General features: G+C 55.9%; 24 protein-coding genes. 14 read left to right on the forward strand and 10 right to left on the reverse strand.

Annotated elements, in window-relative coordinates; translation table 11 throughout:
* Position 1: 1 nt before the first annotated feature.
* The 3 genes from F3J26_RS19840 to F3J26_RS19850 are packed head-to-tail and all read right to left on the reverse strand — an operon-like array spanning position 2 to position 2291.
* Positions 2-1114 (reverse strand): M20 family metallopeptidase, encoded by a 1113-nt coding sequence (locus F3J26_RS19840; RefSeq protein ID WP_166995585.1) that lies wholly within the window; start codon positions 1112-1114, stop codon positions 2-4.
* Positions 1115-1117: 3 nt separating this feature from the next.
* Entirely contained in the window at positions 1118-1585 is a 468-nt protein-coding gene (locus F3J26_RS19845) for a YjiG family protein (protein ID WP_166995587.1), read from the reverse strand.
* Entirely contained in the window at positions 1578-2291 is a 714-nt protein-coding gene (locus tag F3J26_RS19850) for a nucleoside recognition domain-containing protein (RefSeq protein ID WP_008458376.1), read from the reverse strand. Before F3J26_RS19850 ends, F3J26_RS19845 begins: the two co-directional genes overlap by 8 nt.
* A 262-nt stretch (positions 2292-2553) precedes the next feature.
* Here F3J26_RS19850 and queE point away from each other — a divergent pair, with 262 nt between their 5' ends.
* Positions 2554-3225 (forward strand): 7-carboxy-7-deazaguanine synthase QueE, encoded by a 672-nt coding sequence (queE, locus tag F3J26_RS19855; RefSeq protein ID WP_008458374.1) that lies wholly within the window; start codon positions 2554-2556, stop codon positions 3223-3225.
* Between the two features lie 45 nt (positions 3226-3270).
* Here queE and F3J26_RS19860 read toward each other — a convergent pair whose 3' ends face one another.
* A complete protein-coding gene (locus F3J26_RS19860) occupies positions 3271-4749 on the reverse strand; it encodes an FGGY-family carbohydrate kinase (RefSeq protein WP_166995589.1) in 1479 nt (492 codons plus the stop codon).
* A gap of 26 nt (positions 4750-4775) precedes the next feature.
* The gene (locus F3J26_RS19865; RefSeq protein WP_166995592.1) at positions 4776-6074 is read right to left on the reverse strand and encodes an MFS transporter; all 1299 of its coding nucleotides are present in this window, start codon (positions 6072-6074) and stop codon (positions 4776-4778) included.
* Positions 6075-6423: 349 nt separating this feature from the next.
* Here F3J26_RS19865 and F3J26_RS19870 point away from each other — a divergent pair, with 349 nt between their 5' ends.
* The 5 genes from F3J26_RS19870 (at position 6424) to F3J26_RS19890 (ending at position 11780) form a co-directional block, all read left to right on the forward strand.
* Positions 6424-7209 (forward strand): SDR family oxidoreductase, encoded by a 786-nt coding sequence (locus tag F3J26_RS19870; protein WP_008458368.1) that lies wholly within the window; start codon positions 6424-6426, stop codon positions 7207-7209.
* A gap of 70 nt (positions 7210-7279) precedes the next feature.
* Complete coding sequence (locus tag F3J26_RS19875; protein ID WP_008458367.1) at positions 7280-8734, forward strand: FAD-binding oxidoreductase; 1455 nt, start codon at positions 7280-7282, stop codon at positions 8732-8734.
* Between the two features lie 70 nt (positions 8735-8804).
* Complete coding sequence (locus F3J26_RS19880; protein ID WP_205246576.1) at positions 8805-10160, forward strand: MFS transporter; 1356 nt, start codon at positions 8805-8807, stop codon at positions 10158-10160.
* The gene (locus F3J26_RS19885; RefSeq protein ID WP_166995593.1) at positions 10138-10917 is read left to right on the forward strand and encodes an electron transfer flavoprotein subunit beta/FixA family protein; all 780 of its coding nucleotides are present in this window, start codon (positions 10138-10140) and stop codon (positions 10915-10917) included. The genes F3J26_RS19880 and F3J26_RS19885 overlap by 23 nt, the downstream gene beginning before the upstream one ends.
* Positions 10914-11780 (forward strand): electron transfer flavoprotein subunit alpha/FixB family protein, encoded by an 867-nt coding sequence (locus tag F3J26_RS19890; RefSeq protein WP_166995595.1) that lies wholly within the window; start codon positions 10914-10916, stop codon positions 11778-11780. Before F3J26_RS19885 ends, F3J26_RS19890 begins: the two co-directional genes overlap by 4 nt.
* Here the strand turns inward: F3J26_RS19890 and F3J26_RS19895 are convergent.
* The 4 genes from F3J26_RS19895 to queD all read right to left on the reverse strand — a co-directional run bounded on the left by F3J26_RS19895 (position 11764) and on the right by queD (position 14373).
* Positions 11764-12339 carry a glycerol-3-phosphate responsive antiterminator gene (locus tag F3J26_RS19895; protein WP_008458359.1) on the reverse strand — a complete coding sequence of 192 codons (576 nt, stop codon included), beginning with the start codon at positions 12337-12339 and terminating at the stop codon, positions 11764-11766. The two genes, F3J26_RS19890 and F3J26_RS19895, sit on opposite strands and share 17 nt — an antisense overlap.
* A gap of 13 nt (positions 12340-12352) precedes the next feature.
* The gene (locus F3J26_RS19900) at positions 12353-12625 is read right to left on the reverse strand and encodes a ferredoxin family protein (RefSeq protein WP_166995597.1); all 273 of its coding nucleotides are present in this window, start codon (positions 12623-12625) and stop codon (positions 12353-12355) included.
* Entirely contained in the window at positions 12622-13896 is a 1275-nt protein-coding gene (locus F3J26_RS19905; protein ID WP_166995599.1) for an FAD-dependent oxidoreductase, read from the reverse strand. Before F3J26_RS19905 ends, F3J26_RS19900 begins: the two co-directional genes overlap by 4 nt.
* 111 nt (positions 13897-14007) lie before the next feature.
* Positions 14008-14373, reverse strand: a complete 366-nt coding sequence (gene queD / locus F3J26_RS19910) for a 6-carboxytetrahydropterin synthase QueD (RefSeq protein ID WP_162473299.1) — start codon at positions 14371-14373, stop codon at positions 14008-14010.
* Positions 14374-14675: 302 nt separating this feature from the next.
* Here queD and cysJ point away from each other — a divergent pair, with 302 nt between their 5' ends.
* From cysJ to cysH, 3 genes are all read left to right on the forward strand, one after another.
* Positions 14676-16481, forward strand: coding sequence for an NADPH-dependent assimilatory sulfite reductase flavoprotein subunit (gene cysJ / locus F3J26_RS19915; RefSeq protein WP_166995601.1), 1806 nt, complete (start codon positions 14676-14678; stop codon positions 16479-16481).
* Positions 16481-18193, forward strand: a complete 1713-nt coding sequence (gene cysI / locus F3J26_RS19920; protein WP_166995602.1) for an assimilatory sulfite reductase (NADPH) hemoprotein subunit — start codon at positions 16481-16483, stop codon at positions 18191-18193. Before cysJ ends, cysI begins: the two co-directional genes overlap by 1 nt.
* 134 nt (positions 18194-18327) lie before the next feature.
* Entirely contained in the window at positions 18328-19059 is a 732-nt protein-coding gene (gene cysH, locus F3J26_RS19925) for a phosphoadenosine phosphosulfate reductase (RefSeq protein WP_166995604.1), read from the forward strand.
* Positions 19060-19090: 31 nt separating this feature from the next.
* Here cysH and F3J26_RS19930 read toward each other — a convergent pair whose 3' ends face one another.
* A complete protein-coding gene (locus tag F3J26_RS19930; RefSeq protein WP_166995606.1) occupies positions 19091-20131 on the reverse strand; it encodes an aminopeptidase in 1041 nt (346 codons plus the stop codon).
* Between the two features lie 278 nt (positions 20132-20409).
* On the opposite strand from F3J26_RS19930, the gene cysD reads away from it, so the two are divergent.
* The 5 genes from cysD (at position 20410) to ftsB (ending at position 24248) form a co-directional block, all read left to right on the forward strand.
* A complete protein-coding gene (gene cysD, locus F3J26_RS19935) occupies positions 20410-21318 on the forward strand; it encodes a sulfate adenylyltransferase subunit CysD (RefSeq protein ID WP_008458345.1) in 909 nt (302 codons plus the stop codon).
* A gap of 11 nt (positions 21319-21329) precedes the next feature.
* Positions 21330-22757, forward strand: coding sequence for a sulfate adenylyltransferase subunit CysN (cysN, locus tag F3J26_RS19940; protein ID WP_166995608.1), 1428 nt, complete (start codon positions 21330-21332; stop codon positions 22755-22757).
* Positions 22757-23362 carry an adenylyl-sulfate kinase gene (gene cysC, locus F3J26_RS19945; protein ID WP_039287155.1) on the forward strand — a complete coding sequence of 202 codons (606 nt, stop codon included), beginning with the start codon at positions 22757-22759 and terminating at the stop codon, positions 23360-23362. Before cysN ends, cysC begins: the two co-directional genes overlap by 1 nt.
* A gap of 50 nt (positions 23363-23412) precedes the next feature.
* Complete coding sequence (locus tag F3J26_RS19950; RefSeq protein ID WP_008458338.1) at positions 23413-23736, forward strand: DUF3561 family protein; 324 nt, start codon at positions 23413-23415, stop codon at positions 23734-23736.
* 185 nt (positions 23737-23921) lie between these two features.
* Positions 23922-24248 (forward strand): cell division protein FtsB, encoded by a 327-nt coding sequence (ftsB, locus tag F3J26_RS19955; protein ID WP_008458337.1) that lies wholly within the window; start codon positions 23922-23924, stop codon positions 24246-24248.
* Positions 24249-24253 lie beyond the last annotated feature (5 nt).

The following is a 24253-nucleotide window of genomic DNA, read 5'->3' on the forward strand; positions in this document are numbered from 1 at the left end:
TTTATAGCGAGCGGATCACTTCGCGCAGCAGTCGAACCCGTGGTTCGATACTGTTGAGCTCCAGATATTCGGAAGGGGAATGGAATCCTGCGCCGACAGGGCCAAACCCGTCCAGGGAAGGTACGCCCAGGGCCGCCGTGTGGTTGGCGTCTGAGCCGCCTCCCACCGCCTGCCAGCGAACTTCCACGTCGACAGCCTGACCGGCTTTTTCCACCAGCTTCATCAGCTTTTCCGTTTCAGCGGAAGGTGACATCGCGGGCGTTTGTGCCTGCTGTTCGACGATGGTTAACACATCAGGCTCGAACTGGCGGTGGCGGAACGACTGAACGGCCTCGTTAACCCGCAGATATTCGTCGTTATCATTGAAGCGGAGATCGACAATCATCTCCGCGCGATCCGCCACGATATTCGCCCCAACGCCGCCGGAAATCACGCCGGTGTTCAACGTGGTACCCTTCGTCATATCGGCCAGATCGCTGATTGCCAGTACCGCGTGGGCGAGCGCTTTCACCGCAGAACGGCCTTTTTCCGGATCGTTGCCCGCATGGGCGGCTACGCCTTTAAAAGTCAGGCGGTAACGGGCCATGCCTTTTCTGGCTTTCACCAGAGAGCCGTCGGCTCTTGCCGCCTCGCACACCAGCACGCAGCGGCTGCGTTTTGCTATGCCGCCTATCCATTCGTGTGAATGGGCTGAACCCGTTTCTTCGTCCGGGTTCATGGCCACGGCGATAGCTAGCCGATCAAGATCGGCTTTGTCCAGGCCGCGTAGAGCCCAAAGAATAGATAACAACCCGCTTTTCATGTCTGACACGCCTGGCCCATAGGCGCGGTCGCCTTCAATGCTGAAAGGGCGCTCTGAGACGGTTCCCGGCGGGAAGACGGTATCCATATGCCCCACCAGCAAAACGTCGTACTGTGTGGCGTCAGGCTTATTCGTGGCGAACAAGCCCGGCCCCACTTTGTTCCCCAGGTCGGCGCTGTCGCAGTGCCAGTTTTCTGACAGATACCATTGCTGAAAGATACGGCTGACTTCTTCCACACCCGCAACGGTGGCGGTGCCGCAGTCGATATTCACGACGCTTTTTAACTCTTGAAGATACTGTTTCAGATCCATGGGTTACTCCAGAATAAGCACGCGCATGATCAGCATGGCGCAAAATGCGTTGAGTACGGAAAGGGCTATCATCAGAGGAATGCGTTTCGCCGGAATACCGACCACGCCGAGGATACGCCCGGCGTATTGCACCTGAGAGCCCATCAAATAGATGGCCGGTGCGAGAATCGCCAGGTGTTCGCCGCTGAGAATGCCTCCTTCAAACAGGCTGATAGCGACGCCTACGCCGCCGCCCATCGACATCCAGCCGCCGATGAGCACTGCAGCGGCTTCACCGGGCAGTCCAAAGAGTTTCATTACCGGGCCAAACAGCCACGCCATGCCCTGCAGCGCGCCCGTCAGCTCAAGCGCATAGATAATAATGAATGCCATCAACACGTTAGGTAGCGTACTGGTTGTGGCGATGGTCCAGCCTTTGCGCGCGCCGGCAACAAAGACATCGGTGATCATCGGTTTTGCTGCATCAGCCATGTTGCGCCTCCGTTTTTGTTTTCCGTTCTGTGACGTTCAGGATCAGGCGCATCATGTTTGCCCCTACGATTTTCATCATGAACATCACGGCGACGCACATGCCGATAGAGCTTGGCACGGCCTGGCTGCCGTCAACGGCGATCAGCGTGAAGAGCACGGCCCCGGAAGAGAAAAAGTTGGTGATCATGGCGCCAGCGGAAAACTGGAACATAGTGAACACGGTTTTTTCTTTTTCGGTAATCTGGCCTTCATCGGCAAGCACGCGGGTGAGTGACGCGCCAACGTCGGTACTCTGCAGGCTGCCGATTAGCGCAAGGCCCGTGGCACCGGGCACGCCCATCAGGGGACGAAGGAGAGGGGTCAGCAGTTTTCTTGCGGCCCGCAGCGCGCCGTAGTGTTCCAGCACGTTAATCATGCCCAGCGCAAACATCACGGCGGGAATCAGGCCGAAAGCGAAGAGAAAACCGTCCATTGCGCCATACCCGCCGTTGCCGCGGAAGGCGCTTTTGGCAACATCCAGCGATTCTCCGGCCGGGTTAACGCCGCTGACCACTTTGCCAAAGGCGCCGTTTAGCGTGGTGAAGTCAAACACCCCGTACCAGTTTTTTCCGCCTAACAGGCCAGAAAAAAAGACCATCGCAAACAGCAGGCTAAACCAGGCGGCGGGCCCAACTCTTTGTTGTCCGGGAACAGAAGAATCATCCATTTATCATTTCCTTATGTAATTTCAGGGGGAAAGCCAGAGGGATGCTAGAAGTTAGCAATACGTGCTGTTATGACGACGATCAACATGAGGAACGAACGTTTAATCACCATAAGAAAGTTGAGAACTGGCACACAGTAACCGTGAGAATAGAGAATGTTTGCGCGACATGGGCATCAGGTATCGCCGTGGTGCAGCCGCTTTCGCATGATCTCCATCGCCAGTTCTGCGATAATTACTTTTTGTGACTATGACTGAGATGATTATGCAGTACCCGATTAACGAGATGTTCCAGACCCTGCAAGGGGAAGGCTATTTTACCGGCGTGCCCGCCATTTTTATTCGCCTGCAGGGTTGCCCGGTAGGCTGCGCCTGGTGCGATACCAAACATACCTGGGATAAGCTCGCGGATCGTGAAGTGTCGCTGTTCAGTATCCTGGCCAAAACTAAAGAAAGCGATAAATGGGGCGCGGCAAGCGCCGAAGATCTACTTACCGTGATTGGCCGCCAGGGCTATACCGCGAGGCATGTGGTGATCACCGGCGGTGAGCCGTGCATTCACGACCTCACGCCGCTGACAGATTTGCTCGAGAAAAACGGGTTTAGCTGCCAGATAGAAACCAGCGGCACGCATGAAGTGCGCTGCACGGCAAATACCTGGGTGACGGTTTCCCCGAAGGTGAACATGCGCGGCGGGTACGACATTCTCTCCCAGGCGCTGGAACGCGCGGATGAAATTAAGCACCCGGTTGGGCGTATGCGTGACGTCGAAGCGCTGGACGAACTGCTGGCTACGTTGACGGATGAGAAAAGCCGCATCATCGCGTTGCAGCCAATCAGCCAAAAAGAGGACGCGACGCGTCTGTGCATCGAAACCTGCATCGCGCGCAACTGGCGCCTGTCGATGCAGACGCACAAGTATTTGAATATTGCCTGATGAGCAAAGCCGGGTGTAGCCATCACACCCGGCGTAAACCGCTAGTTAAGCGTTGGACCAGCTTTGAATCGAGTCCGTGTTATCTAACTCGCCGTGCATCACCTGATACGATTTTTTCAGAATAACGTCAGTGTGCTGCGTTAACTCCCTGAAAATGCCTTTGTTTAGCGCCTCATAGCGTTTAGCGTTGCTTTCAACGGGCATAAACACGTCTTTGACCCGCACCATTTTTTCGACGGCGGTTTCATAGCTGGTATACAGCCCCAGCCCGACGGCGGTGTTGATTGCCGCACCCAGACTTGCGCAGCCGTTGATCGCGTTACGCCTGACCGGCAGGTTAAACACGTCGGCAAAGATCTGCATAAACAGGTCGCTGTTGGAGCCGCCGCCAGTGATAATCACATGTTTGGCAAAGTGGTCCATCTCATGGCACATATTGTCGTAGTTGTTTTTCAGCGTCAGGGCGATGCTTTCGAGGATCGAGCGGTAAATCCACGCGTAGTCCATGCTGGAATCAAAACCTATCATGATCCCACGCTTAAACGGTTCCCAGGGATTGGTCAGCCAGTCCAGCACGGTCATTAAGCCGTTACAGCCCGGCGGCACCAGCGCTGCTTTCTTGTTCAATAACCCTTCCGGGGAAAGATTCTGCGCTTTGGCATCCTGAATCAATGACTCGCCCAGCATGTCCCGCAGCCAGCTTACCGTCCACATCCCTTTGCGGATGCCGTAGCCCTCATACAACAGCGTTTCAGGCACAGACGACATAATGGGCCAGTAGGCCACAGGGGCTTTTGGCAGCGCTTTGCCGTTCATCATCAGCGCGATATAGGTGCCGAGAGAAATCACCGCCGTTTCATCATCCAGCAGCCCGGCCCCAAGCGCTTCAACCGGCTTATCGCTGGTGGTACAAACGACCGGTAATCTGGCCGGGAAGCCCGTAGCCTTCGCTGCATTTTCTGTGAGATGGCCAATGACCGTGCCCGGCATCTGAACATCAAACAGCATGGTGCGCGGAATATTAAATTTCTTCAGCACTTCGCCGTCGTCGCTCCATGACCACGTTTTGTAGTCCACCGGCCACTGGCCAAAATAGTTGGCGATATTGTCTTTGAACTCGCCGGTTAAGCGATGGGACAGGTAACCCGAGAATGAAGTCACCCAGGCCACATCAGGATTTGTGTGCTCGTAGGGGCGGGTGACGCGGGCATCCTGCCAGCTGATCAGCGGCGCAGCTGGGGTGCCGTCGGCCTTTAATAAGGCGCGACAGCAGCGTATGGAGCCGAGGCCAATCCCAACTATCGCACTTATGTCTCCTGTGAAGTGGCTCATTAAATCCTGCCCGGCGCGGCACAGCGAGTCCCACAGATCGTCGTCAGGGTGTTCGGCGGTATCCGCGTCCGGCGTGTACATCGGCTGCAGCAGCCCCTTGCCTTCGCAGACGATATTACCTGCCAGATCGTACATCACGACTTTTGTACTCTGGCTCCCACCATCAATCCCAATGATGTATTGCTTCGACATTGCCTTTCTCCTTCAATTTTCCCTCATCACTCGCCCGTTGCGGCCAGCGATGCCAATTTTTCCTGTGCGATGTCGGCGGCGCGAATTTTGCGAATCAGCAAAAAGGCAAACACGATGACCATGCACAGTGCGGCTAATCCCATCAGCCACATGTTGCGGTAGGCTTCTTCTGCGGGCAGGGTGTCCTGCCAGTGGCCGACAAGCGGGTATACGAATACGTCCGGCAAGAAGCCGATGACCGAACAGATACCCACGGTGGTTCCCATAATATAGGGCGGCGTTCTCGCTTCGCCGGGGCAGGCCCAGTACAACCCGCGTGAGGCGTAACAGGTGAACCCCAGCAGCAAAATAAGCCCAATGCCCATCGCAACGGACTGAGGATTGGCGTTGGTCGCCAGCAGCGCTACCAGTGCGACTGCGCCAACAATAGAGAGCAACTGCACCACGCGAGTGGGCGATTTAATTCTGCTGTAGGTCGTAATAATGCCGCCCAGCGGGCCGCAAAAGGCGCGGAAGATTTTATTGATCACGATGCCCATGTAGCTGGCGGCCACCAGCGACATGCCGTACATCTCGGTCAGATAGTTGGTGGAATAGCTCAGGATGGCATAAATGGTGTAAACCCCGAAGATCACCATACTGCAGTACCAGGTGGTACTTATCCGTAAAACGGACAGAATATCTTTGAGCTGGAAGGCCGGTTTTTTGGCTGCCTGAGCACCTTCTGTGCGGCCGGTAAAGCCGTCGCTGACAAAGAACCAACACAGCACGCCAAGCGCAATATAAACGCCGCTGTAGATAAGAATAACGGCTTTAAGGCTGTTGGCATCTTCCGGCGCAAAGCGCGAAAACACCCACATGGTGAATACCGCCAGCGCCATCACGCCGACGCCGCGCAGGCCTTCCATCCAGCCCATGATTTTTCCCTGCTCGCTATGATCCCCCAGTAGGGAAGCCGCCTTAATGGAGACCGACCACAGCATCAGAATGGTGGTCACGGCGAAGGCGACCTGAATGACGATCATTACCCACAGCGGCGGATAGAAAGCCATCACAATCCCCAACAGGCCGGTGGCAATCATCGCCAGCGTCATCATTACGCGGTGAGAGAATTTATCAGCAATAATTCCACTCGGCGCATAAAGGATAATTGCGGTTATTCCGAAAGTACTCATAATTAAGCCTATTTCGGTATTGCTAAATCCCATGAATTTTGCCATGGGGATTTGGTAAATATACCTTAAATAAGCAAGGTCAAAACTTACACCACCACTGATACTTATTATTGCCAGCGTTAGCCAGCGACGAAAATTTGAATCACGCATGGTGTGCTCTCAGTAATCAGGATTGTTAAAGACAAAAAAAAGAGAAAAGTAACCAATCCCCTTTTAAGGGCTGATTACTTTTCTCATGGGCTCTAGTAATTGCGGAGATTATTAACATGCAGCGTGTTTTTTTAGTGTGAGAAATATCACGATATTGGTTTTCACGGCGAATAATTTAGCGATAGAACCCTCTTGTTAATGAGTTGTGATGTTGATCACACAACATGCCCCCACCGCTGTGATACTTATTTTAGCCAGTTACTAGAGACGATGAGAAAAGTAACTTCCCTTTCGGGGGGAGCTTGCTTTTCTCATTTTTTTTGCGTTTAAAAAATTTAAGGAGTTCATCATGTCGCTCAGCGCACTCAACGAATTCTCACTGGACTTCTTCTCGCTCAAGGGGAAGACGGCGATTGTCACCGGCGGTAACAGCGGGCTGGGGCAGGCCTTCGCCATGGCGCTGGCTAAGGCTGGCGCGAATGTGTTTATTCCAACGGTGGTGGAAGAGAAAGGCGAAACGCGTCAACTAATTGAACAACAAGGCGTAAAAGTGGCGTTTATGACCGTGGATATCACGGAGAAAGGTGCCCCGGCTCAGGTCATCGCCCAGTGCCTGGAAACCTTTGGTTCGGTGGATATTCTGGTCAACAACGCCGGGATCTGTAAGCTCAACAAGGTGCTGGATTTCGGCCGCGCCGACTGGGACCCGATGATCAACATCAACCTGACCGCGGCGTTCGAATTAAGTCACGAGGCGGCCAAAGTGATGATTCCGCAAAAGCACGGAAAAATTATTAATATCTGTTCGCTATTTTCTTATCTTGGCGGCCAATGGTCTCCGGCTTATTCCGCCACAAAACACGCGCTGGCCGGTTTAACGAAAGCGTATTGCGATGAATTAGGCCAATATAATATTCAGGTGAACGGTATTGCGCCTGGTTATTATGCCACCGATATTACTACCGAAACGCGTAAAAATCCGGAAACCAACAAGCGCGTACTGGATCATATTCCAGCCAACCGCTGGGGTGAAACGCAGGATCTTATGGGGGCAATGGTTTATTTATCCAGCCGTGCTTCAGATTATGTTAATGGCCATTTGTTAGTCGTTGATGGTGGTTATTTAGTCAGGTAGTTTTCGCAGGGTGGTTCCTGCTTTCTATTATTTATATCCGTATTCCCTTATTTGTCAAGAAGGAGTTGTCATGTCTTTATCTCGCGAAGCAATTGTGGATCAATTAAAAGAAATCGTTGGTCCGCAGCAGGTTATTACCGATGAAAAAGTATTACAGAAAAACAGTATCGACCGGTTCAGAAAATATGCGGATATTCATGGCGTGTACACTCAGCCGCTGCCGGCCGCGGTAGTGAAACTGCAGAACACTGAGCAAGTCTCCAGCGTACTGGCGTTTCTGAACAGCAACCACATCACCTGTATCCCGCGAACCGGCGCTTCCGCAACGGAAGGCGGCCTGGAAGCGGTGGTGAAAAACTCCGTGGTGCTGGATGGCTCCGGGCTGAACAAGATTGTCGATATCGACATTGAAAACATGCAGGCCACCGCCCAGTGCGGCGTGCCGCTGGAAGTGCTGGAAGATGCCCTGCGTGAAAAAGGCTACACCACCGGCCACTCGCCGCAGTCCAAACCGCTGGCACAAATGGGCGGCCTTGTGGCAACCCGCAGCATCGGCCAGTTCTCAACCCTGTACGGGGCGATTGAGGACATGGTGGTTGGTCTGGAAGCCGTGTTCCCGGACGGCAGCATCACTCGCATTAAAAACGTGCCGCGCCGTGCCGCTGGCCCGGACATTCGCCACGTGATCATCGGCAACGAAGGGGCGCTCTGCTACATCACCGAAGTAACGGTAAAAATCTTCAAGTACATGCCGGAAAACAACCTGTTCTACGGCTACATCCTCGACAACATGAAGACCGGGTTCAACATCCTGCGTGAAGTGATGGTGGAAGGCTACCGTCCGTCGATTGCCCGCCTGTATGACGCCGAAGATGGCACCCAGCACTTCACCCATTTTGCCGACGGCAAATGCGTGCTGATCTTTATGGCAGAAGGCTCTAAGCGCCTGGCTGAAGCGACCGGCGCGGGCATCGAAGAAATTGTTGCCCGCCACCCGGAATGCAAGAAAGTGGACAGCAAGCTCATCGAAACCTGGTTCAACAACCTGAACTGGGGGCCAGACAAAGTGGCCGCCGAACGTGTGCAGATCCTGAAAACCGGCAACATGGGCTTTACCACGGAAGTTTCTGGCAGCTGGAGCTGCATTAATGAGATTTACCACAATGTGATCGAGCGCATTCGCAACGAGTTCCCACATGCGGGTGATATCACTATGCTGGGCGGCCACTCTTCCCACAGCTACATCAACGGCACCAACATGTACTTCGTGTACGACTACAACGTGGTGGGTTGCAAGCCGGAAGAGGAGATCGACAAGTACCACAATCCGCTGAACAAAATCATCGTGGAAGAGACGATTCGCCTCGGCGGCTCGATGGTGCACCACCACGGGATCGGCAAGCACCGCGTGCACTGGTCCAGGCTGGAGCACGGTACCGCCTGGCCAATCATGCAGGGCCTGAAAGATCAGTACGATCCGAACGGCATCATGAACACCGGCACGATTTGGCCGATTGAAAAATAATCGTACATAACCGCACGGGTCGGCTCTCAGGAGCCGACCTCTTCATTTACGGATCGACAAAGGAATCAGTATGCACGCCGAACCGGTTCGTATGGATGACCTGCCGCTTAATCGCTTTCATTTACGCATTGCCGGGCTGACCTTCGGCGCTCACTTGACGGACGGCTACGTGCTCGGCGTAATTGGCTTTGCGCTGGTGATGATTGCGCCGCAAATGAGCCTGACGCCGCTTCAGGAAGGATTAGTGGGCGGCTCGGCGCTGTTTGGGCTGTTTCTGGGCAGCCTGGTGCTGGGCTGGATCTCCGATCATATTGGTCGTCAGAAAATCTTTAACTTCAGCTTCGTGCTCATCACGCTGGCCTCCTTTTTACAATTTTTCGTTAGTAACGTAGAGCAGCTGATTCTGCTGCGGGTGCTGATTGGCATCGGGCTGGGCGGCGACTACTCCGTGGGCCACACCATGTTGGCCGAATTTGCCCCGCGCAAACATCGTGGCGTGTTGCTCGGCGCTTTTAGCGTGGTCTGGACGCTGGGTTATGTGCTGGCGAGCCTCATTGGGCATCAGCTAGTGGAGAGCGGGCCGGAAGCCTGGCGCTGGCTGCTGGCGTCGGCCGCGTTACCTGCGTTGTTAATCACTGTCTTGCGCTGGGGCACCCCGGAATCTCCTCGTTGGTTGCTTCGCCAGGGGCGGGTGTCCGAAGCGCATCAGATTGTGCGCCGCTGCTTCGGCGAACATGTTGTTATTAGCGATGAGATTGCGGTGCCAACTTCCCGCCATCTCCGCACGTTGTTTTCCGGGCAATACTGGCGGCGTACCGCGTTTAATAGCCTGTTCTTTGTCTGCCTGGTGATCCCGTGGTTTGCGATTTATACCTGGCTGCCGTCCATTACCGGGCTGCTGGGTATGCAGGATGGCCTGACCGCCAGCCTGTTGCTGAATGTGGTGCTGGTGGTGGGCGCGATCGCGGGCCTGGTGCTGACCCACCGCTGCTCAAGACGCGGCTTCCTGATCGGCGGTTTTCTGGTGCTGTTCTTCAGCCTTACCGCACTGGCGCTGGTGCCGGAACAACACGGCACCCTCATCCTGCTGCTGTTCTTTGTTTTTACGCTGACCATTTCGGCGGTCAGCAACCTGGTCGGTGTGCTGCCGGCGGAAAGCTTCCCGACGGATATTCGCTCGCTGGGCGTAGGGTTTGCGACGTCGATGAGCCGCCTGGGTTCGGCAATTAGCACCGGACTGCTGCCGGTGGCGCTGGTCTCCTTCGGGGTGCAAAACACTATGCTGTTGCTGAGCGCGGTTCTGATGCTGGGCCTGTTGGTTTCCGTCTTCTGGGCGCCGGAAACGCGAAACATGAGCCTTGTGGCCGCGTCCGGGAATAAAGAGCAGCCGCCGGGGGTGAATCATGAACATTCTGTTAGCCTTTAAGGCCGAGCCAGACCTCGCCATGCTGGCGGAAAAAGACTGGCTGACCGCCGGACAGGGCAGCCTGGACACCTCGATAACGCGCCCTTGTCTGGGAGAAGATGAGGCTGCTGCCGCGGAGATACTGCTGCGTCAGGCTGAAGGCTTAAACCTTACCGCCTTAAGCATTGGTCACGAGCGTGCGGACAGCTTTCTTCGCCAGTTCAAAGCGCTGGGGTTCCTGCGAGCCGTTCGGCTGCAGCCGGATGACGAGCTGACTTTTTCTCCCGCCTCAGTGGCTGCCTTGCTGGCCGCATGGCAGCAGCAACATTCTCAATCTCTGGTGGTCATGGGCTCACGCAGCGCCGAAGGTAACAGCGGCCAGATGGGGTTTTACCTCGCCGAACAGCTGGGCTGGCCGTGTTTCACTCAGGTCTATGATTTCACGCTCGATGCTGAACGGCAGCAGCTTTGCCTGAAACAGCGGCACGGCGCAGGAAAACGCAGCCTGACCGTGCGGCTGCCTGCGGTGCTGATGATTGAAAGCCGTGGAGATTACTGCCTTAGAACGCCTGGCCTGCGACAAAAGCTGGCGGTGAAAGCTTCGGACGTTGAGGTCTTGCCTGTGAAAATCCCTGGTCATGAGGAGGCATTCTCTCCTCTGGTCGGGCTGGATCACCCTCAGCGGCAGCGCGGCGGCTTAATCATTCAGGGCAGCGATGTGCGCGAAAAGGTCCGCAGCCTCTACCGCGACTGGCTACGTAAAAGGATGAAATCATGAAAATTGCCCTGGTTCTGCCTGAAGCGAGGCAAGCGTCGGCGCTCAGTGAGATAGGGCATTTCATTGCGTGCAGTGAAATGGCACCAGAACATGTCGAAGCCTGGCTGCTGCCGGAGAGTGAACTCAGCGAGCCGCTGCTGGAGGGGTTGTATACCCATTTCGTGCCTGCCCCAGTAGACATGCTGTTATTCCCTTCTGGCTGGCAGGGCGCGGAGCTTGCCACCCGGCTGGCTCACCGGCTGCAAGGGGAGGCGTGGAGCGCGATTAACGACGCGGATTTTGCCCGGCAGGTGGTGCGCAAAAACGCCTATGGCGGCGCGCTGGTGGCTGAGCTTCAACTGCACAATAAGCCCTGGTGCCTGAGCGTAGTCGCCGCGCCGGGAGCCAAAACCTGGCAGCCGGAGATCGAGTATGTACCGATTCCCGTGGCAGCACAGAAGCCCGCCTGGCTGCTTGAATCCGGGGCAATTGCCGATGAAGCCGAATCCGGCCTGGCCGATGCCAGGCTTGTGCTGGCGGTGGGGCGGGGAGTTGGCAGCCCTCTAGCCATGGCGCAGGTAGAGAAGATTGCCTGCGGGCTGGGCATGGAAACCGGCGCCAGCCGCGAAGCGGTGATGCACGCCTGGTGCAGCATTGACAAACTGCTGGGGATGTCCGGTACCCAGGTTGCCGCAGACGTTTGTATTGCGGCAGGTGTCTCCGGCGCTCCGGCCTTTATCAGCGGTATTGCCCACAGCCGGTTCATTGTTGCCATCAACAACGATCCGCAGGCGGCGATTTTCCGCCACGCCGATGTGGGGATCGTCGATGACCTGCTGCCGGTACTAACCGAGCTGCAAACCTGTGTCAGGGAAGATATTTAGCCAACTGCCAGACGCCGGTATTGGTGGTGGAGATAGCCAACGCCCCGGCGCTGAGTGCGTTGTTGGCATCCTCCGCGTCGCACACCAGGCCACCGGCAATCACCGGCAGGTCGATTTTTTCTGTGACCCATTTCATCACTTTCGGCATACATCCCGGCAGGATCTCGATGCAGTCCGGGTTCGACTGGGCCACCTGTTTATCGATGTTGTGGTAAGAGATGGAATCGACGATAAACAGCCGGTGAATGGCAAAGAACCCCTGCGCCCTGGCCGCTTTCACCATTGGCGCTTTGGTGCTGATCACGCCATCGGCCTGGGTCACCAGTTTCAGAAAGTTAATCACAATCTCTTTATTCGATGTCCCTTCCAGTAAATCGACGTGCACCAGCGCGTATTTATTCGCCTTCTTAATTTGCTGCACGATGCCGGTAATGGTGCAGATATTGCCGTACAGCACGGAAATCACCTGGCAGTCGGATTCCAGCGCCAGCTGCAGGCTCTGGTTATCTTTTACCGCTGCAATCAGCGGGTGTTGCTTGAGTAGGGACATCAGGGACACAGCTTGGACTCCATTAACCAAAGCGTAATTGGATGCCGCAGCCTGCGGGCGGGTAGCGCCAGCGGCTGAGGGTTTGTTCGTCGCACAGCAGGCGGCAGGTGCCGCACTCCAGGCAGCCGGGGGTATCAATGTGCAGGCTGCCGTCTTCTTTCTGTCGGTATAGCCCGGCGGGGCAGGCTCGTACCAGCAGAGTAAGCTGTTCGATATCGGGATTATCTGCGGGGACAATGTGTGGTTTCTCCGCAGGTTGCCAGGCGTTTCTGGCCAGTTTCTCATGCAGGTTCACAGGCTGCGCCCTCCGCGAAAAATGTCTTTAACCAGTCTGGAAATACCCGTTTTGCGGGCATGTTTCCACAGCAGGCTGCTGAGTCGTGGTGGCGGTGAATACTGGGGATCAAAGATATCACGCTGCAGCTCAGCCAGCAGGTGCGGATAGTCCTGAAACAGCCCCGGCGTTTGTAAAAAATCAGGCATTTTGCGATAGCGCTCCAGCACCGCCCACAGCGAAGTGCACGCCAACTGGTGGCGGTACGCCTGATGAAGATCGACACTGATATTTTCTTGTAGCGCTTGAATCAGCGTTTGCGCCGCCGCTTTTGCCGAAAGCGCCGCCAAATCCATGCCGCGCACGGTGAAACCGGTATTGATACAGAAACGGGCGCTGTCGCCCACCAGCAAATAGCCGGGGCCGGCCAGGCGCTCGGGAAGCCCGTTCAGGCCACATTCAGGAATCAGATGTGCGCCGTATTCCACCAGCTGGGCACGTCGCAGAAGCGGGCGCAGCGTCGGGTGCTGCTTGAAGTTTTCCAGCAGATCGGGAAGCGAAGCAGAGGCAGCCCGAATTGAAGAGAGCGGGCAGACAATGCCGACAGACAGCGTATCGAGATTGGTATAGAGGAACCCGCCCGCAGGCTGTTCACCGCAGATGCCGCCGGTGAAGAGCCAGGCGGCACCGGCGTTACCTTCAAGCGAGAAGCGGTTCTCGAGATCTTCTTTCGGCAGCGCCAGCACTTCTTTCACGCCCACGGCAACGCTGTGCTCGGGTAACTTGTGCAACAGCTTGTGCTGTTCCGCCAGCAGAGTATTGGCCCCTTCGGCGATAACCACGGCTTTGGCGCTCAGCACTTCGCCTTCGATCACCACGCCGCTCACCGCGCCGCTTTCAACATGCAGGCTATCGACCTGAGTCGCCGTCAGGCACTGCGCGCCCGATTGTTCAGCCTGCTGGAACAGCCACGGATCCAGCCGGGCACGCAGCACGCTGTATGACGCTGCCGAAGGGTGCTGGAAACTCAACGTCGTGGACGTTTCTGCCGTCAGCGCGGAGAGTTTTTCATGGGTGATACAGCGTTCGAGTGGGGCGGCGCGAGAAAAATCAGGAAAGAGGGCATCAAACGCGGCGGTGTAAAGCCTGCCGCCCGACAGGTTTTTGCCTCCCGGCTGAGCTGCCTGCTCAACAAGCAGAACATTTAGCCCGGCGCGCGCGCACTCTACCGCGCAGCAGGAGCCTGCGATCCCCGCGCCAACGACGATAATATCGAAATCTGTAGTGGCCATCCCGTGCACCTTTTAGTTGCGACGTCGCAGCTTACCAAAGTGGGATGAAAATTAGCTTGATGGGGGACGCAGAGAGGAAAAGTCCGGAGTGATTTCCGGACTTTTTTTAGCTTATTCGCCGCGGTAGACGCAGCCTGCGGTGCAGGTTTCTTTGATCATCACCGCGCTTAGCAGTGGCACAACAGGTTTCATCTGATCCCAAATCCATTTCGCCAGCACTTCGCTGGTGGGGTTTTCAAGCCCTGGGATATCGTTCAGATAATAGTGATCGAGGCGATCGTAGGTTGGCTTAAACGCGGCTTTCAGCTCGGAGAAGTCCATGATCCAACCGGTATAAGGATCTACCTCGCCGGTGATTTCCAGGCGCACCATAAAGGAGTGGCCATGCAGGCGACCGCATTTGTGACCTTCCGGGACGTGCGGCAGGCGGTGGGCGGCTTCGAAGGTAAAATCTTTAAACAGGGTGGTGGACATCATTCGACTCTCTGGAATTCAAAAAACCGCCGCATGATAGCGGAATGGACTATTTTTCGCATTAACTAAACGGCGCATTGCCCTGCAGCATGGTGTAAATAGCGGTGAATGCGCTGAAATCTTATATTCATCAGATAGTTAGGTAATCACTTTTAACACTATGATTTACCTGAAAAAACGATTAGTCGTTTTAGTTATTTATTATTTCCATCCCTTCTTTAATTGTTGATAACCTGCTGGTTAACCTTGACTCATTACAGTCTGTAAGCCCTTTTTTGCCCTTTGCTACTGGAAGCTAAATACGTATGACTTCTCAGGTTCCACCGAGCGCTTTGCTGCCGTTAACGCCGGACCAGCTGGCACGCCTTCAGGCGGCGACCACTGATTTTTCAACCACTCAGCTGGCCTGGTTATCCGGTTATTTCTGGGGAATGATTAACCAGCAGCCTGGTGCTGTCGCGGCGGCTCTGGCCCCTGCGGCAGAAGTCCCAGTGATTACGCTAATTTCCGCGTCGCAGACCGGCAACGCACGCCGCGTGAGTGAGCAGCTGCGGGACGACCTGCTGGCGGCGAAGCTGAACGTCAATCTGGTGAACGCGGGCGACTACAAATTCAAACAAATTGCCCAGGAAAAACTGCTGATTGTCGTCAGTTCCACGCAAGGGGAAGGGGAGCCGCCTGAAGAGGCCGTGGCCCTGCACAAATTCCTGTTCTCGAAAAAAGCACCGAAGTTGAACGGCACCGCGTTTGCCGTCTTTGGCCTCGGTGACAGCTCGTATGAATTCTTCTGCCAGTCAGGCAAAGACTTCGACAGTAAACTGTCTGAATTAGGCGGCGAGCGCCTGTTGGATCGCGTTGATACCGACGTAGAGTACCAGCCTGCGGCCCAGGCATGGCGCAGCCAAATCGTTGAACTGCTGAAATCCCGCGTCCCGGCCGAAACACCGGCTCAGGCTGCCGCGACGGCCACGGGCGTGAGCAACGAAATCTTCACCAGCCCTTACAGCAAAGAATCACCGTTGACCGCCACGCTTGCGGTGAACCAGAAAATTACCGGCCGTGACTCCGATAAAGACGTGCGCCATATCGAAATCGATCTTGGCAACTCCGGCCTGCGCTATCAGCCGGGCGATGCGCTTGGTGTCTGGTATCAGAACGATCCGGCGCTGGTGAAAGAGCTGACGGATCTGCTATGGCTGAAAGGCGATGAAAGCGTCACCGTCGATGGCAAAACGCTGCCGTTAAGCGAAGCGCTGCAGTGGCACTTCGAGCTGACGGTCAACACCGGCAATATCGTTGAAAACTACGCCCAGCTGACCCGCAATACGGCGCTGCTGGAGCTGGTGGGCGATAAAGCCAAATTACAGCATTACGCACAGACCACGCCGATTGTGGACATGGCGCGCTACGCCCCGGCAGAACTGACGGCTGAACAGCTGACTGGCCTGCTGCGTCCGCTCACGCCGCGCCTTTATTCTATTGCCTCTTCGCAGGCGGAAGCTGAAACCGAAGTCCACATTACCGTGGGCGCGGTGCGCTATGACATCGAAGGCCGTGCCCGCAGCGGTGGCGCTTCAGGTTTCCTGGCCGACCGCCTTGAGGAAGATGGCGAAGTGCGCGTGTTCATTGAACATAACGATAACTTCCGCTTACCGGCCAACCCTGAAACTCCGGTCATTATGATTGGCCCTGGCACCGGCATCGCCCCGTTCCGTGCCTTTATTCAGCAGCGCGACAGCGACGGCGCTGGCGGCAAGAACTGGCTGTTCTTTGGCAACCCGCACTTTACCGAAGATTTCCTTTATCAGGTGGAATGGCAGCGCTACGTCAAAGACGGCCTGCTGACGAACATCGATTTAGCCTGGTCCCGTGACCAGCAGCATAAAATATACGTACAAGACAAACTGCGCGAGAAAGGCGCGGAACTGTGGCGCTGGATTCAGGAAGGTGCCCACATTTACGTCTGCGGCGACGCCAACCGTATGGCGAAGGACGTTGAGCAGGCGTTACTGGAAGTGGTTGCCGTCCACGGTGGCATGGACACCGAAGCGGCAGATGAATTTTTAAGTGAGCTGCGCGTTGAGCGCCGTTATCAGCGAGATGTCTACTAATGAGTGAAAAACACCCTGGCCCTCTGGTGGTCGAAGGCAAACTGGTCGACGCCGAACGCCTGAAGCGCGACAGCGATTTTCTGCGCGGCACCATTAAAGAAGATCTGCAGGATGGCCTGACCGGCGGTTTCAACGGCGACAACTTCTTGCTGATCCGCTTCCACGGCATGTATCAGCAGGATGACCGTGATATTCGAGCCGAACGCGCTGAGCAGAAGCTGGAGCCGCGTCACGCGATGATGCTCCGCTGTCGCCTGCCGGGGGGGGTTATCACCACCCAGCAGTGGCAGGCTATTGATAAGTTTGCCGAAGATAAGACTATCTACGGCAGCATTCGTCTGACCAACCGCCAGACGTTCCAGTTCCACGGCATTCTGAAGAAGAATGTCAAGCCCGCGCATGAAATGCTGCACGAGGTGGGCCTGGACGCGCTGGCGACGGCCAACGACGTGAACCGTAACGTGCTGTGTACCTCTAACCCGGTGGAGTCTGAGCTGCATCAGGAAGCCTACGAATGGGCGAAAAAGCTCTCTGAGCACCTGCTGCCGCGCACCCGCGCCTACGCCGAAATTTGGTGGGACAAAGAAAAAGTCGCCACCACCGACGAAGAGCCGATTCTGGGGCCGACCTATCTGCCGCGTAAGTTTAAAACTACGGTAGTAATCCCGCCGCAGAACGACGTGGATCTGCACGCCAACGACATGAACTTCATTGCGATTGCGGAAAACGGCAAGCTGGTTGGCTTCAACCTGCTGGTCGGCGGTGGCTTGTCCATCGAGCACGGGAATAAAAATACCTATGCCCGCACGGCAAGCGAATTCGGCTACATTCCGCTGGAGCATACTCTGGCGGTAGCGGAAGCGGTGGTGACAACCCAGCGCGACTGGGGAAACCGTACCGACCGTAAAAATGCTAAAACCAAATATACCCTTGAGCGCGTTGGCGTTGACGTGTTTAAGGCGGAGGTTGAGCGCCGCGCTGGCATCAAGTTTGAGCCAACCCGCGCATACGAATTTACCGGCCGCGGCGATCGTATTGGCTGGGTGAAGGGCATTGACGACAAATGGCACCTGACGCTGTTTATCGAAAATGGCCGCATCCTGGATTACCCTGGGCGACCGCTGAAAACCGGTCTGCTGGAGATAGCCAGGATCCACAAAGGTGATTTCCGCCTGACGGCAAACCAGAACCTGATCGTCGCCGGTGTGCCGGAAAGCGAAAAGGCTAAAATTGAGAAGCTGGCAACCGAGTCTGGCTTGATGAATGCGGTTACGCCGCAGCGTGAGAACTCAATGGCCTGCGTGGCGTTCCCGACCTGCCCGCTGGCGATGGCGGAAGCCGAACGCTTCCTGCCGGAGTTTGTCACCAAAGTTGAGCAGGTGATGGATAAACACAAAGTGCCGGATGAGCACATTGTGATGCGTGTTACCGGCTGCCCGAACGGCTGTGGCCGCGCGATGCTGGCCGAAATTGGCCTCGTGGGGAAAGCGCCAGGGCGCTACAACCTGCACATTGGCGGCAACCGTATCGGGACGCGTATTCCGCGCATGTACCGCGAAAACATCACCGAGCCGGAGATCCTCAGCTCGATTGATGAGCTGGTGGGCCGCTGGGCGAAAGAACGTGAGACCGACGAAGGCTTTGGTGATTTTACCGTACGCGCTGGGATTATTCGCCCGGTGCTCGATCCGGCCAGGGATTTGTGGGACTAGTTTTTTCCCCTCACCCTAACCCTCTCCCCAAAGGGGAGAGGGGATTAGCATAACGATTGCCTGGCTTCGCTTCCCCCTCTCCCTTCCAGGGAGAGGGCCGGGGTAAGGGTCATTGATTACTAAGTGAGGCACGTATGTCCGTACTTGATTTAAACGAACTGAACGCCCTTCCTAAAGTCGAACGCGTCATGGCGCTCGCCGAAGTCAACGCTCAGTTGGAAAAACTTAGCGCGCAGCAGCGCGTGACCTGGGCGCTGGAAAATTTGCCTGGGGAATTTGTGCTCTCGTCCAGCTTCGGCATTCAGGCCGCCGTGTGTCTGCATCTGGTCACGCAGCAGCGCCCCGATATCCCGGTGATCCTGACCGATACCGGCTATCTGTTCCCGGAAACCTACCAGTTTATCGACGAGCTTACCGACAAGCTGAAGCTGAATTTGCAGGTGTTCCGCGCGACCGAAAGCCCGGCCTGGCAGGAAGCGCGTTACGGCAAACTGTGGGAGCAGGGCGTGGAGGGCATTGAGCGCTACAACGACATCAACAAAGTTGAGCCGATGAACCGCGCGCTGAAAACGCTGGAGGCGCAAACCTGGTTTGCTGGCCTGCGTCGTGAACAGTCCGGCAGCCGCGCCAATTTGCCGGTGCTGGCCGTACAGCGTGAAGTCTTTAAAATTCTGCCGATCATCGACTGGGATAACCGCACGGTTTACCAGTACCTGACCGAGCACGGGCTGAAGTACCATCCGCTCTGGGATCAGGGCTATTTGTCCGTCGGCGATACCCACACCACCCGTAAATGGGAACCTGGCATGGCAGAAGAAGAGACGCGCTTCTTTGGCCTGAAACGCGAGTGCGGTTTGCACGAATAAATACCCCCTCGCCATTGCGGCGAGGGGAAAATCACTTCCCGGCCTTCGCCAACTCTTTCACCAGCGGGAGCAGAATACGCACCGTGTCATGGCTGCGGCGCTTAATTCTGCCCGGCAGCGCTTTATCCAGATACTCGAGGTTGTCGAGCGTGGCGTTATGCCAGCTGGTACCGTCTGGAAATGCCTTGTTTTTACTGCGCTGCTGATAACCGTCTTTCGCCCCAAGCGTCCAGTTGGTGGCTTCCACGGACAGCACCGGGATCCCGGCCTTGTCGAATGGTTCAGCATCGCCACAGCAGCCGGTGCCTTTCGGGTATTTCGTATTCAGTCCCGGATTGCTGGTGGCCTGAATCCCGGCGCGATGAGCCAGCGTCAGCGCGCGATCGCGGGTCAGTTTACGCACGGCCGCAGGCGTTGATGCCCCGCTATTGAAGTAGAGCTTATCGCCAACGATCAGGCTGTCCAGGTTGATCACCAGCAGCGTGTTGGCCTGCTCCGCTTTGCTCATGCGCTCCAGAATATTTTTCGCACCCAGGGAGCCAATTTCTTCTCCACTGGTGGCAATAAAGCGGATGCCGTAGCGGGTAGGAATATCTTTCAGGCGCTCGGCCAGCTCCAGCATGACGCCAAGGCCGGAAGCATTATCGTCCACGCCCTGCAGCGTGAGGCCGCCGAGATTATTGTCCACGTCTTTATCATTGAGCGGCGTATAGGTGTCCAGATGCGCCATGATAATAATTTGCTGCGGCAGTTTACCTTCACGGGCGGCAATCACGCTGCTGCTAGCGACGTTATGCCAGGTCTGATGTCCCGCTTTCGTGGTGTAGATATAGCGGGTATTAAACTGGCGAATATCGCTCTGGTATCCCCAGCTTTTAAACTGCTGCTGAATATAGTCTGCGGCCAGCATTTCGGCAGGGCTGCCGGTCATTCGGCCCGGAAAATAAGTCGCGATATGGCGGGTTTGCTGGTCGGCAAGGTCGCCTTGCTGCGTGACCTTCGCCACTGCGGGAAAGCTAAAGCACGCGCCCAGCGCCAGGCAAATCACCGAGCGGCGCAATGCGGAAAACATAGTACGTCCTTATTCATCTTTATTAGTCGGAAATTTTAAGCGCCGTTAGTATGAAACTGTGAGCCAGGTTAAACAATTTCATTTGCTCTTAAACCCGCGAAAAAACGACTGGTTAAGCACATTTTGTCGTTAGCTTTGCCGTGGCGTTATTCTTTTCGGGAACTAGTCATTCCAATTCGTAATTTCATAACAAATAAGCCCAAGACTTATAGTCCCCTTAGATTAAATCTCAAGCGGCTGCGATGAACGGCCGTGGCGCATCTGCTTAAGGGAAGGTTATGGACCAAAAACGACTCACTCACTTGCGGCAACTGGAAGCTGAAAGCATCCATATTATCCGTGAGGTCGCTGCCGAATTTTCTAATCCGGTGATGATGTATTCCATTGGGAAAGACTCTTCGGTCATGCTCCATTTGGCCCGTAAAGCTTTCTACCCAGGTACGCTGCCGTTCCCGCTGCTGCACGTTGATACCGGCTGGAAATTCCGCGAAATGTACGAATTCCGTGACCGCACGGCGAAAGCCTACGGCTGCGATCTTATCGTACACCGCAATCCTGAAGGTGTAGCGATGGGTATTAACCCGTTCGTTCACGGCAGCGCCAAGCATACCGATATCATGAAAACCGAAGGGCTTAAGCAGGCGCTGAATAAATACGGTTTTGATGCTGCCTTTGGCGGCGCGCGCCGCGATGAAGAGAAATCCCGTGCGAAAGAGCGTATTTACTCTTTCCGCGATCGCTTCCACCGCTGGGACCCAAAAAACCAGCGGCCTGAGCTGTGGCATAACTACAACGGCCAGATAAATAAAGGCGAAAGTATTCGCGTGTTCCCACTCTCTAACTGGACCGAACTGGATATCTGGCAGTACATCTACCTGGAAAATATCGACATCGTTCCGCTGTATCTGGCGGCACCGCGTCCCGTGCTGGAGCGCGACGGTATGCTGATGATGATTGACGACGATCGCATCGATTTGCAGCCGGGTGAAGTGATTGAACAACGTATGGTGCGCTTCCGTACCCTGGGCTGCTGGCCGCTGACCGGCGCGGTGGAGTCAACCGCGCAGACGCTGCCGGAGATCATCGAAGAGATGCTGGTTTCCACTACCAGTGAACGCCAGGGACGCATGATTGACCGCGACCAGGCCGGCTCGATGGAGCTGAAAAAACGCCAGGGTTATTTCTAAGGAGCCGCCAGATGAACACCACTATTGCACAACAAATCGCTGATGAAGGCGGCGTCGAAGCCTACCTGCACGCCCAGCAGCACAAAAGCCTGCTGCGCTTTTTGACCTGCGGCAGCGTCGATGACGGAAAAAGCACCCTGATTGGCCGCCTGCTGCACGACACACGCCAGATTTATGAAGATCAGCTCTCGTCGTTGCATACCGACAGCAAACGTCACGGCACGCAGGGCGAGAAGCTCGACTTAGCGTTGCTGGTGGATGGCCTGCAGGCCGAGCGCGAGCAGGGCATTACCATCGACGTGGCCTACCGCTATTTCTCCACCGAGAAACGCAAATTCATTATTGCCGACACGCCGGGGCACGAACAGTACACCCGCAATATGGCTACCGGGGCATCAACCTGCGACCTGGCGATCCTGCTGATCGACGCCCGCAAAGGTGTGCTGGATCAAACCCGTCGGCACAGCTTTATCTCCACGCTGCTGGGGATCAAGCATCTGGTGGTGGCGATCAACAAGATGGATCTGGTGGCGTTCAGCGAGCAGAGCTTCGAGCAGATCAAGCAGGATTACCTGACCTTTGCTCAACAGCTGCCGGCGGACCTGGATATCCGTTTTGTGCCGCTTTCCGCGCTGGAAGGGGATAACGTCGCCAGCGCCAGCGCTCAAATGCCGTGGTACAGCGGCCCGACGCTGCTCGAAGTGCTGGAAACGGTAGAGATTATTCGCGGCGTGGAGCAGCAGCCAATGCGCTTTCCGGTACAGTACGTGAACCGTCCTAATCTCGACTTCCGCGGCTATGCGGGGACGCTCGCTTCCGGCACCGTTAGCGTAGGCCAGCGCGTCAAAGTGCTGCCGTCTGGCGTCGAATCCAGCATCGCCCGAATCGTGACTTTTGATGGAGATTTGCAACAAGCCGGCGCGGGGGAAGCGATTACCCTGGTGCTGAAAGACGAAATCGACATCAGCCGGGGCGATCTGCTGGTGGAAGCGACGGAATCGCTGGCCGCGGTGCAGAGCGCGAAAGTGGATGTCGTCTGGATGGCGGAACAGCCGCTGGTACCGGGCCAGAGCTTTGATATCAAAATCGCCGGGAAGAAAACCCGTGCGCGCGTCGACAATATTCAGTACCAGGTTGAAATTAACTCGCTGACTCAGCGCGTGGTAGAAAGTTTGCCGCTGAACGGAATTGGGCTGGTGGATCTCACCTTCGATGAGCCGCTGGTGCTCGATAAATATCAGTCCAACCCGGTGACCGGCGGGCTGATTTTCATTGACCGACTGAGCAACGTGACCGTCGGCGCTGGCATGGTGCGCGAGCCGCAGACAGAGGTTTATCAGGAACCTTCGGCCTACAGCGCGTTTGAGCTTGAGCTTAATGCCCTGGTGCGTCGCCACTTCCCACACTGGGGCGCGCGCGATCTGCTGGGAGGCAAATAATGGCCGACCATGATGAAAACGTGGTCTGGCATGCTCATCCGGTGACGCGTGAGCAGCGTGAAGCCTTGCACAAGCACCGCGGCGCGGTGCTGTGGTTTACCGGCTTGTCCGGCTCCGGGAAATCGACCGTAGCCGGTGCCCTTGAGCAAGAGCTGCATAAACTTGGTGTAAGCACGTACTTGCTTGATGGCGACAACGTTCGCCACGGCTTGTGCAGCGACCTGGGCTTTAGCGATGAGGACCGCAAGGAGAACATCCGGCGGGTTGGCGAAGTGGCTGGCCTGATGGTGGATGCGGGCCTGGTCGTGCTTAGCGCGTTTATCTCGCCTCACCGGGCTGAAAGGCAAATGGTGCGCGAGCGGGCCGGGGAAGGGCGTTTCTACGAAGTGTTTGTGGACACGCCGTTAGCCATTTGCGAAACGCGCGATCCTAAAGGGCTTTACAAGAAGGCCAGGGCTGGGGAACTGAAGAATTTTACCGGGATTGATTCGGCGTATGAGGCGCCGTTGCGGGCCGAAATTCACTTAGACGGCGAACAATTAGTAACAAATTTAGTGGCCCAAATATTAGACCTGCTGCGTCGCGACGATATCATCAATTGCTGAAGACGCCCGGAAGCACAACGCTTCCGGCCATCAGGGTTATGAAATCAGTTATGCGCAACAGCACGAATATCGTTATCTCTCAGGCTGAACCCAGCCCGACGGTCGAGGAAACAACCTGGTCACTGCCCGGGGCGTTTATCGGCTTTTTGTCGTGGCTGCTGGCGCTAGGTATTCCCTTTTTGGTCTATGGCCCCAACACGCTCTTTTTCTTCCTCTACACCTGGCCATTCTTCCTGGCGCTGATGCCGGTCGCGGTGGTGGTGGGGATTGCCCTGCACTCCATCTTGCGTGGCAAGCTGCTGTTCAGCTGTGTGGCTACGCTGCTCTCCGTGGCGCTGATGTTCGGCGTGCTCTTCATGTGGCTTATGGGTTAGCCGTGCCGAACTGCGTCAAACCGTAACAGACTATTTATGGGCAACGTTAAGCTAAACTTGCTCCAATCGCGCATGAATTCGCGTTATGTGGTAAATTCTGGCGCGATTTGGCGCGCAGGGTGGCTTGCCGCAGTGGAGTCGACGAAAAAGTTGTGGGATGATTGTGCCGTTTTTCAGGGGGCAGGATGGGTAAACTAACGCTGCTGTTGCTGGCCTTGCTGGTCTGGCTTCAGTATTCGCTGTGGTTCGGAAAAAACGGCGTACACGATTACACGCGCGTCAGCGAAGATGTCGCTGCGCAGCAGGCAACCAATGCCAAACTAAAATCTCGCAACGATCAGCTTTTTGCCGAAATTGACGACCTCAACGGCGGCCAGGAAGCGATCGAAGAGCGCGCTCGCAACGAACTCAGCATGACCAAGCCGGGAGAGACTTTCTACCGCCTGGTACCGGATGCCTCCAAACGCGCAGCCAACGGTAATACCTCCAACGCCGGGCAAAATAATCGATAACTCAG

Source organism: Enterobacter sp. Ap-867 (assembly GCF_011752855.1).
Lineage (GTDB): Bacteria > Pseudomonadota > Gammaproteobacteria > Enterobacterales > Enterobacteriaceae > Cedecea.

What these genes read in the sequence shown, in the direction of transcription:
- F3J26_RS19840 (WP_166995585.1), bottom strand. Translation starts at nt 1,114, where the DNA reads ATGGATCTGAAACAGTATCTTCAAGAGTTAAAAAGCGTCGTGAATATC.
- F3J26_RS19845 (WP_166995587.1), bottom strand. Translation starts at nt 1,585, where the DNA reads ATGGCTGATGCAGCAAAACCGATGATCACCGATGTCTTTGTTGCCGGC.
- F3J26_RS19850 (WP_008458376.1), bottom strand. Translation starts at nt 2,291, where the DNA reads ATGGATGATTCTTCTGTTCCCGGACAACAAAGAGTTGGGCCCGCCGCC.
- queE (WP_008458374.1), top strand. Translation starts at nt 2,554, where the DNA reads ATGCAGTACCCGATTAACGAGATGTTCCAGACCCTGCAAGGGGAAGGC.
- F3J26_RS19860 (WP_166995589.1), bottom strand. Translation starts at nt 4,749, where the DNA reads ATGTCGAAGCAATACATCATTGGGATTGATGGTGGGAGCCAGAGTACA.
- F3J26_RS19865 (WP_166995592.1), bottom strand. Translation starts at nt 6,074, where the DNA reads ATGCGTGATTCAAATTTTCGTCGCTGGCTAACGCTGGCAATAATAAGT.
- F3J26_RS19870 (WP_008458368.1), top strand. Translation starts at nt 6,424, where the DNA reads ATGTCGCTCAGCGCACTCAACGAATTCTCACTGGACTTCTTCTCGCTC.
- F3J26_RS19875 (WP_008458367.1), top strand. Translation starts at nt 7,280, where the DNA reads ATGTCTTTATCTCGCGAAGCAATTGTGGATCAATTAAAAGAAATCGTT.
- F3J26_RS19880 (WP_205246576.1), top strand. Translation starts at nt 8,805, where the DNA reads ATGCACGCCGAACCGGTTCGTATGGATGACCTGCCGCTTAATCGCTTT.
- F3J26_RS19885 (WP_166995593.1), top strand. Translation starts at nt 10,138, where the DNA reads ATGAACATTCTGTTAGCCTTTAAGGCCGAGCCAGACCTCGCCATGCTG.
- F3J26_RS19890 (WP_166995595.1), top strand. Translation starts at nt 10,914, where the DNA reads ATGAAAATTGCCCTGGTTCTGCCTGAAGCGAGGCAAGCGTCGGCGCTC.
- F3J26_RS19905 (WP_166995599.1), bottom strand. Translation starts at nt 13,896, where the DNA reads ATGGCCACTACAGATTTCGATATTATCGTCGTTGGCGCGGGGATCGCA.
- queD (WP_162473299.1), bottom strand. Translation starts at nt 14,373, where the DNA reads ATGATGTCCACCACCCTGTTTAAAGATTTTACCTTCGAAGCCGCCCAC.
- cysJ (WP_166995601.1), top strand. Translation starts at nt 14,676, where the DNA reads ATGACTTCTCAGGTTCCACCGAGCGCTTTGCTGCCGTTAACGCCGGAC.
- cysI (WP_166995602.1), top strand. Translation starts at nt 16,481, where the DNA reads ATGAGTGAAAAACACCCTGGCCCTCTGGTGGTCGAAGGCAAACTGGTC.
- cysH (WP_166995604.1), top strand. Translation starts at nt 18,328, where the DNA reads ATGTCCGTACTTGATTTAAACGAACTGAACGCCCTTCCTAAAGTCGAA.
- F3J26_RS19930 (WP_166995606.1), bottom strand. Translation starts at nt 20,131, where the DNA reads ATGTTTTCCGCATTGCGCCGCTCGGTGATTTGCCTGGCGCTGGGCGCG.
- cysD (WP_008458345.1), top strand. Translation starts at nt 20,410, where the DNA reads ATGGACCAAAAACGACTCACTCACTTGCGGCAACTGGAAGCTGAAAGC.
- cysN (WP_166995608.1), top strand. Translation starts at nt 21,330, where the DNA reads ATGAACACCACTATTGCACAACAAATCGCTGATGAAGGCGGCGTCGAA.
- cysC (WP_039287155.1), top strand. Translation starts at nt 22,757, where the DNA reads ATGGCCGACCATGATGAAAACGTGGTCTGGCATGCTCATCCGGTGACG.
- F3J26_RS19950 (WP_008458338.1), top strand. Translation starts at nt 23,413, where the DNA reads ATGCGCAACAGCACGAATATCGTTATCTCTCAGGCTGAACCCAGCCCG.
- ftsB (WP_008458337.1), top strand. Translation starts at nt 23,922, where the DNA reads ATGGGTAAACTAACGCTGCTGTTGCTGGCCTTGCTGGTCTGGCTTCAG.